This window comes from Candidatus Wallbacteria bacterium (assembly GCA_028687545.1).
Taxonomy (GTDB): Bacteria; Muiribacteriota; JAQTZZ01; order JAQTZZ01; family JAQTZZ01; genus JAQTZZ01.
The window spans coordinates 1-12,973 of sequence record JAQTZZ010000048.1 but is presented as its reverse complement, the minus strand read 5'-3'; the positions used below and the strand labels follow the sequence as shown (position 1 = coordinate 12,973).

Annotated in this window: 16 protein-coding genes; 3 read left to right on the top strand and 13 right to left on the bottom strand. The window is 46.1% G+C overall.

Annotated elements, in window-relative coordinates:
- Positions 1-48 precede the first annotated feature (48 nt).
- Positions 49-1,263: a 3D domain-containing protein gene (locus PHW04_15210; GenBank protein ID MDD2717236.1), complete on the top strand. Its 1,215-nt coding sequence runs from the start codon at positions 49-51 to the stop codon at positions 1,261-1,263.
- Positions 1,264-1,311: 48 nt separating this feature from the next.
- On the opposite strand, the gene PHW04_15205 is transcribed toward PHW04_15210, so the two are convergent.
- The 7 genes from PHW04_15205 to PHW04_15175 form a co-directional block, all read right to left on the bottom strand.
- Positions 1,312-2,346 carry an HlyD family efflux transporter periplasmic adaptor subunit gene (locus tag PHW04_15205; GenBank protein ID MDD2717235.1) on the bottom strand — a complete coding sequence of 345 codons (1,035 nt, stop codon included), beginning with the start codon at positions 2,344-2,346 and terminating at the stop codon, positions 1,312-1,314.
- Between the two features lie 181 nt (positions 2,347-2,527).
- A complete protein-coding gene (locus PHW04_15200) occupies positions 2,528-3,772 on the bottom strand; it encodes an ABC transporter permease (protein ID MDD2717234.1) in 1,245 nt (414 codons plus the stop codon).
- Positions 3,769-4,716, bottom strand: coding sequence for a hypothetical protein (locus tag PHW04_15195; protein ID MDD2717233.1), 948 nt, complete (start codon positions 4,714-4,716; stop codon positions 3,769-3,771). Before PHW04_15195 ends, PHW04_15200 begins: the two co-directional genes overlap by 4 nt.
- Positions 4,717-4,742: 26 nt before the next feature.
- A complete protein-coding gene (locus PHW04_15190) occupies positions 4,743-5,405 on the bottom strand; it encodes an ABC transporter ATP-binding protein (GenBank protein ID MDD2717232.1) in 663 nt (220 codons plus the stop codon).
- A gap of 40 nt (positions 5,406-5,445) precedes the next feature.
- Positions 5,446-6,828 (bottom strand): TolC family protein, encoded by a 1,383-nt coding sequence (locus tag PHW04_15185; GenBank protein MDD2717231.1) that lies wholly within the window; start codon positions 6,826-6,828, stop codon positions 5,446-5,448.
- Between the two features lie 119 nt (positions 6,829-6,947).
- A complete protein-coding gene (locus PHW04_15180) occupies positions 6,948-7,889 on the bottom strand; it encodes a DUF1460 domain-containing protein (GenBank protein ID MDD2717230.1) in 942 nt (313 codons plus the stop codon).
- A 91-nt stretch (positions 7,890-7,980) separates the two neighbouring features.
- Entirely contained in the window at positions 7,981-8,661 is a 681-nt protein-coding gene (locus PHW04_15175; GenBank protein ID MDD2717229.1) for an ankyrin repeat domain-containing protein, read from the bottom strand.
- 155 nt (positions 8,662-8,816) lie between these two features.
- Between PHW04_15175 and PHW04_15170 the strand changes: the two genes are divergently transcribed.
- Entirely contained in the window at positions 8,817-9,881 is a 1,065-nt protein-coding gene (locus PHW04_15170) for a phospholipase D-like domain-containing protein (protein MDD2717228.1), read from the top strand.
- Between the two features lie 70 nt (positions 9,882-9,951).
- On the opposite strand, the gene PHW04_15165 is transcribed toward PHW04_15170, so the two are convergent.
- The 3 genes from PHW04_15165 to PHW04_15155 form a co-directional block, all read right to left on the bottom strand.
- A complete protein-coding gene (locus PHW04_15165) occupies positions 9,952-10,368 on the bottom strand; it encodes a PIN domain-containing protein (protein MDD2717227.1) in 417 nt (138 codons plus the stop codon).
- Entirely contained in the window at positions 10,358-10,585 is a 228-nt protein-coding gene (locus PHW04_15160) for a hypothetical protein (GenBank protein MDD2717226.1), read from the bottom strand. The genes PHW04_15165 and PHW04_15160 overlap by 11 nt, the downstream gene beginning before the upstream one ends.
- 289 nt (positions 10,586-10,874) lie before the next feature.
- On the bottom strand, positions 10,875-11,240 hold the full coding sequence (locus PHW04_15155) for a hypothetical protein (GenBank protein MDD2717225.1): 366 nt from the start codon (positions 11,238-11,240) through the stop codon (positions 10,875-10,877).
- Between the two features lie 147 nt (positions 11,241-11,387).
- Here PHW04_15155 and PHW04_15150 point away from each other — a divergent pair, with 147 nt between their 5' ends.
- On the top strand, positions 11,388-11,669 hold the full coding sequence (locus PHW04_15150; GenBank protein ID MDD2717224.1) for a phospholipase D-like domain-containing protein: 282 nt from the start codon (positions 11,388-11,390) through the stop codon (positions 11,667-11,669).
- A 57-nt stretch (positions 11,670-11,726) separates the two neighbouring features.
- On the opposite strand, the gene PHW04_15145 is transcribed toward PHW04_15150, so the two are convergent.
- From PHW04_15145 to PHW04_15135, 3 genes are all read right to left on the bottom strand, one after another.
- Positions 11,727-11,972 carry a DUF2442 domain-containing protein gene (locus PHW04_15145; GenBank protein ID MDD2717223.1) on the bottom strand — a complete coding sequence of 82 codons (246 nt, stop codon included), beginning with the start codon at positions 11,970-11,972 and terminating at the stop codon, positions 11,727-11,729.
- A 138-nt stretch (positions 11,973-12,110) separates the two neighbouring features.
- A complete protein-coding gene (locus PHW04_15140) occupies positions 12,111-12,350 on the bottom strand; it encodes a type II toxin-antitoxin system HicB family antitoxin (GenBank protein MDD2717222.1) in 240 nt (79 codons plus the stop codon).
- A gap of 216 nt (positions 12,351-12,566) precedes the next feature.
- Positions 12,567-12,973, bottom strand: a 407-nt coding sequence (locus PHW04_15135) for a hypothetical protein (GenBank protein MDD2717221.1), incomplete at its 5' end; no start/stop codon positions are given.

Genomic DNA, 12,973 nt, shown 5'->3' with positions numbered 1-12,973 from the left:
TGCCTATAATCAACAGTAAGGAAGAGGAAGAGCAAGTGGAGGTGCAGCATGAAGTATCAGTTGATCATCATCTTATCCATCGCAGTCCTTTCCAGTTTTTCACCCCTGCAGGCAGGAGGAGGCATCAAGTCGATGCTGGACGATTACGCCTCGAGCTCAGGGTCTAGAATAGCCCTGCAGGCTGCAGTCGAACAGGGAGCTGCCGACCCCGCCGACCTTGATGAATTGTACCAGGCGGAAGAAACACTGGCCTATCGCATCGAACAGCTGCTCAGACAGGAATCCGACGTGGCAGCCGAAGTGTACCGCTATCTTGTGCAGAACAAAAGCCGGACAGAGCTTCCATTATTCAAGCGTTTTTTCGAGTCCTGCGGCCAGGAAAAGGGTCTGAGGATTTACGAGCTGGCTCTCGAGAGGGCTTCTGAAGCCAGGACTGAGGATTTTACCTCAACGGTTGAGTACATCGCGGCTGCGAAAGGGGCCAGCCTTTACAGCAGTGCAGACTTTATGTCAGGCATGACTTTTATCCGCGGCGGAGAGAAACTTAGCGTCAGCGGTATATCAGGAAGCTTCTATCATACGTCAGTGAACGGCATTGAAGGTTACATCCACGAGAGCCAGCTGGCCTCAGGCAATGAAATCATCGACTATTCAGGGGATATACGTGCAAGCGACATCCAGCCGAATCTCGGAGCTTTCACCAAAATCGACAAGCAGAAACCGACCTATTACTTCACTGTCCGGGAAAATGAATACTCAGGCGGAGGCAGCAAAAAACTCAAGACAGCGTCAGGCACGGTTATCGCCACTGTCTGCGGCAAATTCTATTCTGCACTCTGCATGGAAGGCAGCGGCACACTCAATGACGGCCGCTGCGTGAACTGGGATGATAACTATTGCTTCAAGCTTCTGCCCGGCGGATGTAAAGGCATCACAGCCAGCGGTAACTGGGTGGTATCATTCCATACTTTAGCAGTCAACAGGAAGGAAATGCCATACGGCGGTGTGTATTACATTCCTAAAACCAGGGGCCTGAAGCTGCCCAACGGTGAAACCCACGACGGATACTGGTTCGCCCACGATACAGGCAGTGCTTTCACAAGCTCCCACAACCGGATTGACATGTACAGTGACAAAAAATCCTGGGTGAGCTGGATGGAATCGAATCTGGCTGGTTCTTTATCTCCGCTTGAAGCCTACCGCGTCGACAATTCCACCAAAGACAAAGTCTACGCAAAATACAAGCAGTTGCTTGGCCAGTAACTCTCCTGTTACTTAATCTTGATTACCCGCCACAAGCGGGTATTTTTTTTACTGAGCTGCAGTTCCTGATCCGGTCTGATTGTCCAACTGGATCTTTTCACCTTTACTGAGTCCGCTTTTCACTTCAGTGAAGTTAAGGGACGACTTTCCCAGTGTCAGGTATTTTTTCCCTTTTTCCGAGATCACGAAGCTGCCCTTTTTATCATTGCCGATCGCAATGTTCGGAATATAGACACATTCTGTGGCGATTATGGAAGTGATCTCAGCCTTAAAGCTCATCCCGGGTTTCAGAGCTGGATCATTTTCCCCGATTTCAATGATGACCTCGTATTCCTTAAGGTAGCCTTCCGGGTCGTTCCTGCCCAGCCTGTCATTCCTGGTCTGTGGGTACTGGGCCTTGCTCAGCACCACTGCCTTGAATTTCTTCTCCGGGAAAGCTGTCAGGCTCACAGACAAGCTGTCGCCCTGATTCAGAAACCTGACTTCGCTCTGTGTAACATAGATGACGCCCTCGTAAGAACCCAGGTTCAGAATATCAAGCAGCTTGTCTCCGGGGCTGATTACTTTGCCCTTCTCGACTCTGCCTGTCTCATTGTTCAATCTTACAAACGGCTTGAAAACAACGCCTTCTCTGGGGGCTTTGATCATAGAATTGGTAATGTTTTCCTGCTGATTTTTGATTTTCTTTTCTACAGTCTCGACCCTGAGGGTTTTCATTTTCAGACCCGCGTCATACTGCTTGTTGAAATCCTTCCTGGATTCATTGGCCTGGTTCAGCTCCAGTTCTGCCATTTTCACTTCCAGTTTGGCTTTTTCCAGGTCGACCTTGGAAATCAGCACGCTGTTGTCCACTACTGAAAGCTTAGCCTTGGCCAGAGCCAGTTCCTTGCGCTTGATGTCCAGATCCAGCATCACTCTGTTGTTCTCCAGGTCGAATTTCTCGCTTTCCAGCTCTGCCCTGGCCGTGTCCAGATCATTCTTAGCAGTTTCCAGATCTTTCTGAAACTGGGAATCATCCATGGTCAGCACATTGTCGCCTTTTTTCACGATAATGCCTTCTTCCAGCACCTCTTTTACAGTCAAGTAGTTTGAATCTGATACTTTAGGGGCATGGATGGGTGTGCTGTCCTTTGCCCGGAGAACTCCATAACAGATAGTTTCCTGACTGAGCGCTCCAGAATTTGCGGTAGAATACATTCTGTCGGCTAGTTCACTTCTGCATCCAGCCAAAAAAAAGAATAGAATTACGCTGAAAACTAGTTTTTCATTCATTGTGCAAAGCCTCGATTGGATTGATTTCCGCCGCTCTCCTGGCGGGAAAAATGCCGAAAACAACACCGACCCCAAAGGCGATCCCAAAGGAGAGGAAAATCGGGGCTGCAGAAAAAGCCACCGGAATCCTGGTGAAATAGAGAATGACCAGGCTGCTGACGATGCCCAGGACGATGCCGCTCAAGCCACCGATCAGGCAGATGATCACTGATTCCAGCAGGAACTGGATCATGATCTGCTTTTTCCTGGCTCCGATCGCCCTTCTGATGCCGATTTCATGCCTTCTTTCCATCACATTTGACAGCATGATGTTCATGATTCCGATTCCGCCTACGAGCAGCGAAATGGAAGCAATGCTGAACAGCACAATATTAAGGATCGCCTGTGTCGTCTTTTTCTGTTCCAGAATTTCCTGGGGCGAAGTGATCTCATAGTCATTGATTCTGTTGTGTGTTACAGCCAGTATTTTTCCGACGATACGCTTCAATTCGCTCGTTTCCATCAGATCCCTGGCCTTGATGATTATCTTGTCGATTCCTGAGTAGGTTTTCTCAGGCATGATTTTTTCCCGATAGGTTGTGACAGGAATCAGGATCGAGGAGTCATACTTGCCGAGACTGGCAGGCAGGGATTTTTCAGCTCCACCCAAGGACTTTTCCCCGAGCACTCCGATGACCTGGAACCATCTGTAGTTCATCCGGAATGATTTTCCCAGTGCATTTTCCGGGGTTTCGAAAAACCTTTTTGCATAACTTCGACTGATAATTGCTACAGATGCACAAGATGAAAAATCCCAGACTGTGAAATTTCTGCCAGCCATGATCACGCCCTCAATCACACCGACAAAGTTATCGCTGACAGCATAGATTCCGAGTTCCTGAGCCTGGGCAGGCAAGCTGGTGACCCTGATGTCCGCCCGCACATGATATGCCACGTCCCTGCCTTGCATGGGGATCACTTCCAACAGTGCAGCCACGTCCTTCTGCGAAAGTCCGATCGAATCATTGACTATCTCTGAAATCTTGGCATCATCCACTTTGCCTGCATCGATATGCACAAGTTTCGCTCCCATGCTTTCGATGTTCTTTATAATCTGGCGCTGCGCGCCTTCCCCGATAGTGAGCATGGCGATCACAGACGCCACCCCGAAAATGATACCGAGCAATGTCAGAAGCGTCCGGATCAGATTGAGCCTGAACTGGGTCATGCTGCCCTTGATGTATGATGCCAGCCTCATTTCATAAGCCTCACTTTCACATTTCCTTCCAATATCGGCTTGGAGTTTTTATTTACAGGCAGTGCAGCTTTCACCACGAAACAGTTTTCCCAGGAGTCAGGAAGAGAATAATTGCTCAGCACATCGCCCATCAATTTCGGGAAACAGCTGATTGCATGTACAGTGGCAGTAAAATTCCCTGCTGCAGTGATCAAGGTGACCTGATCCCCGACTTTCACAAGGCTGAAGTCATTTTCCGGGAGATAGAAAATCAGCTCTGATTTTGTGGATGTCACTACTGACAGGAAATGAGTGCCGCAATCCATTCCTGAACCTGCAGCGGCTTTCTTGTTCTTAGTGGAAAGAATCGGATAATAAAGTTCACCATCAGCAGGTGCTTTCACCGTGTATCTTATGCGAGTATCATCAACTATGCGCTGCTGAATTTCCATATCTTTGATCATTCCATTATAGTACTTTTCCCGGTTTGAGTAATTTTTCCGGGCTGCAGTCAATTTCTGCTCCAGCGCATCTTTTTCTACTGCCTGCTGCCTGTAATTGTATTCAATGATCTTCTGCTTGTTTACTGCCACCAGGGATTTTTTCCTGGTCTCCAGAAACGCCATCTCTGTAAGAATCTGGTTTTTCTCAAGTTGCACCATCATTTCGGAGATATCTTTGGCGAGTTTCAGCAGTTCTTTCTCTTTTCGCGCCTTTACGCTGTCCAGATCATGCTGCATGTAACCCTTAACATCATCAAATCCGAATTCAAACTCGGCGATAACCTCATCTTTTTTCACAGGCTTCCCTTCAGGCTGTATGGATTCAAGCTTAATCCCATTACTGGAACTCATCCAGTTTGCAGTTCTCAATGTATTCTCAGGAGCCATCAGCGGAATGAAGTCCAGCGGAACAATCGCACCCTGGTATTCGGCCGGATCGGAGCAATACACCGCAACGGTCAACAAAAGCAGTAAAACCGTCAGATGCTTCAACAAATCAGGCCGTCCCTGATTTTGATCGATCTTCCTGCAAAGCCCGCGACTTCCTCGGAATGAGTGATGATCACTATGGTCTTGCCGAGTTCCTGGTTCAGATTTTTCAGGATCCGCATGATTTCGAACGAGGATTTGCTGTCCAGGTTTCCAGTAGGCTCATCTGCCAGAATCAAGTTAGGGTCATTTGCCAGGGCCCTGGCAATCGCCACCCTCTGCCGCTCGCCGCCGCTCAATTGGGCAGGCAGATGGGCGGTCCTGTGGCTGAGCCCAACCAGGTCCAGCCATTTCCCTGCAGTCTCTTCGGCTGTCTGATCGTCGATTTTCAGGTACTCCATGGGCAGCTTCACGTTTTCTGCCACTGTCAGGTATTTGATCAGATGGAAGGACTGGAACACGAAGCCAATTGTCCTGTTCCTGATGTCAGACAGTTGATCGTCATCCATGGCATCCACAGGCCGGCCTTCAAAACAGTATTTTCCGGATGACGGAGTGTCCAGACATCCCAGTATGTTCATCAGTGTGGATTTTCCGGAGCCGGAAGGCCCCATGATGGAAACGAATTCCCCCTGAGTAATGCTGAGCGAAATTCCACGCAGCACCTCAAGGTCAACCTGTCCGACCCTGTAATTCTTATGGATGTTCTCGATTTTAATCATGGCTCGTATGTGCTGTAAAATAAATTTTAAAATTTAACATTTACAATTTGCTGTTAATGTCCATCAATTGAATACCGTAATCCTGGTACAGAGTTCCCTCGAGATAACGCTTCTTCAGAAACAGCTTGCAGAGCTGTACTGCTATGCTTTTTTCATCAATCTGAGCTGATTCGAACTCCCGCTGAAAAAGCACTACATCCGCGAGTGTGGAAATGCCGTTTCTGTATTTCTCAGTTTCAGCTTCCAGCTTTTTCTCGGCCAGCAGTGTGCCTTTTTTACGCAGGGCCAGATTGCCCTGCTGATACTCGATTTCGCTGAATAGCTTTCTGAGTTCATAGTCCAGGGACTGCTTTTCTTCAGTAAAGTTCCGTCTGGTGATCTCCCTGTCCAGTTCTGATTTATCCAGGCTGGACCTGTCCGGAGCATTGGAGAAAGGAAGTTCCATGAAAAAACCGGAATCGGAACTTGCATCTCTGCCTGATCCTGTTGTGCTGTCCGGCCAGCTGACAGAGCGTTTGAAATAAAGATTCAGTTCAGGCAGCAGCATGTTCTGATAATAATCGTAATTTTTATTTGATTTTTCCATAGTCAGGTTCTTGATTTTCAGGACTGGATTATCGAGCTGCATCTTGTGGCAGGAATCGGAAAACAAGCCTGGGCTTATTGCTTCTTCAATCGAATCGACTGGGATCAGGCTGGTTTCGTCTGCCACTCCAATTTCCAGGATCCTTTTCAACTCCATTTCCTGTATAACAATATTGTGTGAAGCATCCTTTTTCTTTGATTCGAAACTGATCAGATTTTCTTCCACCAGATATATTTCCTGCTCAGCCAGTACCCCGTTCCCGATATCGTGCCTGGTGTCTTCGTATTGCTTGAGCGCTCTGTCATAGGCTTTCTCCTGGATCACCAGGATCTGCCGGTCCAGGCAGAGATTCAGATAGTTATCAGCTACAGTGCGGATGAAGCTGTTGAGTTCATCCCTGAACAATTCCACTGCAATCCGATAGTCGATGCGGCTCAGTTCCAGGTCCAGGTCTGCGACTCTGCGGCCGAAGTTTTTCAGCAATGGCTCAGTCAGTTCAAATGAGGCTGTTTTATAATCTATGGTACCCGCCCTGTCAACCCCGGATTTGAGTGAATACCGGGTTGATGAATGCAGCTTCCCTGAGACAGTATAAATATCGCTCAGCTTAGAGCCGCTCTGGAAACTTTGATCCATTGAAAAGACAGGAATGAAGACCTTGGCTGCAATCCTCTGGTCAAGATTTTTCTGCTGCTTTTCCAGGGACTGGGACTGCAGGGTGAGATTGGCCTGCACTGCCCTGTGTATGCAGTCGGACAGTGTCAACTTGGTCTCTGCTCCAAGCAAGGGTATTGTCATAAGACAGGCGATCAACAGCGATATCGTATTTCCCGACATACAAACATACAAACATACCCGTAGCTGTAACAAAACCCTCCGTGGTTTTGTTACAGCTACGGACTTACCAACTTCTTTCAATGAACAAAGGATTTTGTAGAGTCTCATCAGAATGGCACTCAGCCTTGCGCTTTCACAGAGAGCAGATTGATTCCCTTCAATGTCGGGCTGTTGCGGTACTTAAGAAGATAATCAGTCAGATTCTGCTCCATCACTGCACCGTTCGAGGAAGCGTGCCTCAGCAGAACTTCCCCATTCTTCCTGATCACGAATCCCTGATGCGAGACATTCATCAGAGTTCCGCATGCGCTCCTGAGGTTCCAGGATGGGCGCACGATGTTGATCACGCAGCCTGATGGGATCCTGTCCAGAATGGAAGTCTCAACTGTATAGGTTTCTCCTGTTCCAGGGCCTTGGGACAGGACAGGCAGTAAGACGTCCAGTGGCAGATACGGAAGATGGGGTTTAAGAGGTTTGAAGTCCAGCCCTTCCTGCTTCAGCGAGATCAGAAGGGAGTTAAGTTTTGATCCGGAAAGGCTTGGGACTTTGATTTCGTCTTTTTTCTTCATCAGATACCAGTGCTTCTTGTCGATCTCGCCTTCCGCGAATTTGAAATTGCCCGGCCCTGCCACGATCTCAGTGATGTCTTCCAGCAGGCCGTTTTTCAGATTGTTGGGGATCCAGTCCACGCAGGGGAAATGGTTCCTGGTGGCATAGGAGACTTTCCCGTTTTCATAGCGGATCTTATCCATGTTTTTTTCGAATTCTGGCAGGGTTCCGGAAATGGACAGGGCCAGCACAGTTTCTACAAATGTGGTGCAGTCGAAAGTGTCCAGCCGCCAGAGCGGGTCCTGATCATATTTACCAGTTTTCCCTTCCCCAAGCGGGCCGTGATGATCATAAGGCCGCCCCAGAAACTGCTCTCCAATCCGCTCAATGTTCAGAACTATGTCTTTTGAATTCTCTGATACGATCTTTTTAACCTGGATTTCTGATGAATTAGAAGCTGAAAACACCTGGAACTGGATGACTAGAATCAGAATCGCTGAAAGTCTGAGCATATCACCTTCCTGATTATTTTACAGATAAATTATCTTAAACAGATTGAGAATGCAATACAGCAGCATTCTTCGAAAATCCCGAAGCTTTCCTTTATTTGAAAAGATACAGTGACTGAATATCTTTCTGCTGGGGTTTGGTTGTGTCCTTCCTCAGAGTAAGGAGCTGTATGATCTCCTTATTTTTCAACTGCGTCGCAATTTTAAGAGCATCGTTTCCGAAGTTGTCGACATAGTGCTTGAAAGCTCCCCGCTCGAGCAGGAGCTTCACCATTTCTTTTTTCTGCTGGGCCACTGCATAGATCAGGGCTGTGGTGCCGTTCTTGTCTCTGGCATTCAGGTCAGCACCCTTTTCAATCAGCAGTTTCGTTATTTCCAGCTGGTCATTATCGACAGCATACATAAGAGGAGTAACTTTGGAATTGTCCTCTTCATTGATTTTAGCCTTGTGGTCCAGCAGCAGTTTGACCATGCCGATTTTTTTAGCTGCAATGGCGTGATACAGTGCAGTCAGGCCTTTCTTGTCCTTCAGATTGACATTGGACTCGATCAGGAAAAAAAGATCCACAACATCTTTGTTTCCTGTTCTGACTGCAGCTGCGAGCGGAGTGCATCCTGTATCAGGATTGATTGCCTCAGGATCTGCGCCCTGCAGAAGGGCATGTTTGACGTCATCGACTTTTCCCTGGCTGATGGCTGTAAAAAGGCGGTTATCTTCAGTTCCTGCCAGCAGGCAGAAAATGGAAATAAGCATCAATGCTAAAAAAAATCTCATCGCAAATCCCCCTTCATGAATTTCCAAATCGCAGAATCTTCCTTTTCTGAATTGATTGTAGCGCATTTTACCTGTAAGTCAATCCCTTTCAGTCACCAGGGATTTCTGCATCAATCTCTATTTACATTTTTTTCAAGCAGGGATAGCATGGAAAGATGGGAATCATTTACTCAGGTAATTTAAATGTTCTGAACAGATTTCTGATCTTTATGCTGGCTGCATGCTTCTGTTTCAGCTCCCAGGCCGCAGTGCCTGTCCGCCCCAATACACCTGTTTTCAACAAACAATACCCGGAAGTCCTGATCTCCCTGATCAATCAGGCTTCAAAATCCATTATCGCAGGCCAGTACTCTTTTTCCAGCAAAGGCGAACTGAATCAGCGGATCATCGACTCCCTGATCAAAGCTCATCAGAGAGGCGTTGAAATCAGCATCTTTCTGGAAGGGGACAAAAAAGGGGTCTGCGAAAACAACATTCAGACCAAGGCAATTCTGGAAAAAAGCGGGATCAAAGTCTTTTCTGATTCCAGTAAGCGGATCTCGCACGCCAAGTGTTGCGTATTTGACGGAAAATTCGTGCTGGCAGGCTCCACAAATCTCACCACAACCTCCATGACAAAGAACAATGAATCCAATCTATTCCTGGAATCGGAAAAGATCGGCAAAGCGCTGGCCGGATATCTGGACAGCCTGATCAGGGACAGCAGCATGGATGTGAATGTTCAGGCCGGCGACTCAGACGAGCTAATGATCACAGACCGGCTCTTTTTCGAGCAGGCCCTGAAAATAATCGAATCCGCCAAAAAAGAGATCTGCGTGGCTACCTATCTGTTCGCATATCCTGTGGACAAGCCTGAGTCGCATACAGCCAGACTTTTCCAGGCTCTCTCTGCAGCGGCAAAACGCGGGGTGGCAGTCAGGGTGGTTTTGGAGCAGAGCGCTCTCAGCTTCAACAGGGACATCAACGAAGCCAATCTCAAAAGCTCTGAATTTCTGCAAAAGCAAGGCATCACAGAGATCCGCTTCGACGATCCGCAGGTGATTTCCCACGACAAGATCATCATAACAGATAAAAGCACAGCCCTGCTCGGCTCAACCAACTGGTATTCCGTGGACATCGATTCAGCCCATCAGGTCAATTTCGTGGAGAAAAAACCGGAAATCGTGAAATCGATCCAGGAATATTTCGATCAGCAATTCGGCTGCGCAGGGAAAAAGTGATTCAGATCGCAGGTTTCATCTTTGAATGCTAATAATGCCTGCTTGATGAAATGGATAGCCTCGCTAGCTTTCAAGTTTCAAATGGGTTGATAATCACCAAGGATTTTTCAATCTTCATTCCTGAATGCATGTCTTCAGAATAGACAATCCTACATCCTGCATCCAGGGCTGAGGCACAGATCAAGCTGTCCCAGTAAGACAGACGGTATTTTTTTCTGAGGTGCCATCCTTTTTTGATTGTCGTGATATCCATTGGAAGCACGTTGAATTTGGCAATTACATCATCTATGAACACTTCTATCGCTTCTTCATGGATTTTGTTTCTGAGCAGAACGAAATACAGTTCGTTGATCACCTGATATGAGATGAAGATTCTTTTCTTTTTTAGGCCTGAGAAAAAATCGAGAATTCTGGAATGTTTTTCCTTTTCGCTTTCCAGAACTGCGTATACCAGAACATTGGTGTCGATGAAAACTCTACCGTTCATGAATTTCATCCCTGGAAAAAAGTTTGATTTCCTTTAATTTAACAGGATTGTGAAATGATTCCGGGATTTCGTCAAAAACTTTGATTTTGGATGATTGTCTTGCATCAGTAGGAATTATCAGTACTTCGATCATTTTATTGATGAAATCATCAGAAAGATTTATAACAAGCTTATTTTTCTGGTTATAAAGTGTTTTCTTATAAATTCCGTTTGCCATTGAAGCTCCTGTAATCCAATTTTAAAGACTTATGTGCCTGTTGTCAAAAATTCCCTCTTTTCCGCTCTGTCACAGACTCAAGCCCCATGATCTTTTTCATCTTGTATAATTTCATAAACTCATCGGGTTCATCAATGCCCTTTTTTTATAGTATTAATCTCATTACTTCCATTAAATGTTAATTTTGGAGCGTCTTCAGGAGTTACGAGAACTGCTTTATAGAGATTAGAATGCATTCGCAACAGATTTTCCTCTTACTCACAATCATTTTTATTTGCAGTCCAGGATTTTAAGAATCAAGAATCAGAACTTTTAGTTCAGCAGGTTTGGCCAGTTCGGAAATTGCCGTTCCGTCATCCTTGTAAATTTCCAGCTCACGAATCTCGCCATTCATAACATGCAGCAGAATATGGACCGAGATTCCGTCTGAATCCTGATATTCTCCTTCGGTTGGAACTGTTTTTTGCACAACAGCCTTTTCCGCAGTATTGCACTTGATCCCGAGACTGCTATTCTCGTCAATGGTTTTGACTGTTGCCGATTTCAACTGTTGCCGGAGGATGTCCCTGCCAGGAAAATCCGGCTCCATCAGTTTCTGCATGATTTCCAGTTCCCAGCTTGTCATACGGCGGAATCCGGGTTCATTGACAGCCATAACAATCTCCGACTGAAAATTCTGAGCAGTCATTAGTTTTCACCACATGCATTTCTTTGCGGCTTTTCTACATAGTCTATCACATTTTCGGTGTGAGTGATTGAAAGTACAACGCCATGGGCTGAAAACTTTGCCGTTGCATAGTGCATGGTTTACTGCGGCAGCTTTTCCCCGATGGCCAATCTCAAAAGCTCTGAATTTCTGCAAAAGCAAGGCATCACAGAGATCCGCTTCGACGATCCTCAGGTGATTTCCCATGACAAGATCATCATTACAGATAAAAGCACAGCCCTGCTCGGCTCCACCAACTGGTATTATGTGGACATCGATTCAGCCCATCAGGTCAATTTCGTGGAGAGAAAACCGGAAATCGTGAAATCGATCCAGGAATATTTCGATCAGCAATTCGGCTGTGCAGGGAAAAAGTGAATCGGTAGTTTCTATTCGGGCATCGTCAATTGTCAACAGCCTGTCAAGATACGGTCCCTATCTGTTCTCTATCTTCATGCTGTCTTCATACAGCATTTCAGGGCAGAGGTCCACTCCATTGCTCCATACCACGGTGTCAAAGCTGATTCTGACGGAATTGAAAAGAGCTATATCACGGAGTTCTTTGAAATGGCCTTTTTCAAGCAAAGGTCTGACATCATAAATTCCCTGTTCACCGGAATCAAAGGTAAGTTGAAGTTTGTAATCAGGCAATGCTTTCACTGTTTTGACACCTGGGTACATGGTTGCTCCTTACTTCAAAGGTTCGATTTTAAAAGGCGTTTCGCCTTTACTGGCAAGATCCCAGTCCGCTAGCAATTCCTCGCTGTGTAATTCAGCCCATGTGATACTGCTTGATGAAATGGATGGCCTCGCTAGTTTTCAAGCTGCTTTTTTTTCGTTGCGGATAATGATCTGCGGATTCGGGTTTGCCTGCGGTACTGGAAGGTTCTGTTCTTTCAACAAGGCAATGTGTTCAGGCATTCCCCATTTTGCCTTGTAAATGCAGTCTTCCACAGAATGGCCGATGCCTGTAAATCCTTCCAGGTCAGTGGAATAGAATCCGAAAAACTCGGGGTCTTCCATGGCTTCAATCACGAGAGAATACTGAAGATCGATCATGTTTCTTTTTCCCCTTAATATCTGATCGAACCTTTTTCCTTGATCAAGATAAAACCATTATTCTCCAACAGCCGGACAAGTTCACTGAATTTCATACCATTCCCTCTTTTCCGTTCAACCCCAGCATTTCTGTATGTCGTTTCTATTCAACCATTGTCAATTGTCAAGACACGGTCCCTATCTGTTCCCAAGACACGACTCTAATCTGCTCCCGCATTATAATTTATTAAGAATTCCAGCTCTATCTTCAATTTGGATGATTTCATATCGAGGTTTAGAAAATGATTCCTTAGTTATTGGATCTGATTCAAACATTTTTAACAACGTAGAACACACAAAAACGCCTTGATAAAAGTATAATCTTATCTCATCAAGTGAATTATAATTTGCTTCGACTTCGGTTATGGTGAGAAATTCAGTGCATTTTCTAGACCAAACTTCATCATAATCAAATGAATAATCCAATCTTCCAGTAACTTGATAGTTCGCAAAATTATTCAAAAGGCTCTTACATACGTCATCGGTTAAGCCTTTCATAAATTCCCCGCAAACCCTCTCATAAAGCAAACATCGGGTCTGCCGAAATGATTGTATCCACCAGTCACTTCGGAGCAAACCCGATG

Coding starts and splice junctions, on each gene's coding strand:
- PHW04_15210 (MDD2717236.1), top strand. CDS start 49: ATGAAGTATCAGTTGATCATCATCTTATCCATCGCAGTCCTTTCCAGT.
- PHW04_15200 (MDD2717234.1), bottom strand. CDS start 3,772: ATGAGGCTGGCATCATACATCAAGGGCAGCATGACCCAGTTCAGGCTC.
- PHW04_15190 (MDD2717232.1), bottom strand. CDS start 5,405: ATGATTAAAATCGAGAACATCCATAAGAATTACAGGGTCGGACAGGTT.
- PHW04_15185 (MDD2717231.1), bottom strand. CDS start 6,828: ATGTCGGGAAATACGATATCGCTGTTGATCGCCTGTCTTATGACAATA.
- PHW04_15180 (MDD2717230.1), bottom strand. CDS start 7,889: ATGCTCAGACTTTCAGCGATTCTGATTCTAGTCATCCAGTTCCAGGTG.
- PHW04_15175 (MDD2717229.1), bottom strand. CDS start 8,661: ATGAGATTTTTTTTAGCATTGATGCTTATTTCCATTTTCTGCCTGCTG.
- PHW04_15170 (MDD2717228.1), top strand. CDS start 8,817: ATGGGAATCATTTACTCAGGTAATTTAAATGTTCTGAACAGATTTCTG.
- PHW04_15165 (MDD2717227.1), bottom strand. CDS start 10,368: ATGAACGGTAGAGTTTTCATCGACACCAATGTTCTGGTATACGCAGTT.
- PHW04_15160 (MDD2717226.1), bottom strand. CDS start 10,585: ATGGCAAACGGAATTTATAAGAAAACACTTTATAACCAGAAAAATAAG.
- PHW04_15155 (MDD2717225.1), bottom strand. CDS start 11,240: ATGGCTGTCAATGAACCCGGATTCCGCCGTATGACAAGCTGGGAACTG.
- PHW04_15150 (MDD2717224.1), top strand. CDS start 11,388: ATGGTTTACTGCGGCAGCTTTTCCCCGATGGCCAATCTCAAAAGCTCT.
- PHW04_15145 (MDD2717223.1), bottom strand. CDS start 11,972: ATGTACCCAGGTGTCAAAACAGTGAAAGCATTGCCTGATTACAAACTT.
- PHW04_15140 (MDD2717222.1), bottom strand. CDS start 12,350: ATGATCGATCTTCAGTATTCTCTCGTGATTGAAGCCATGGAAGACCCC.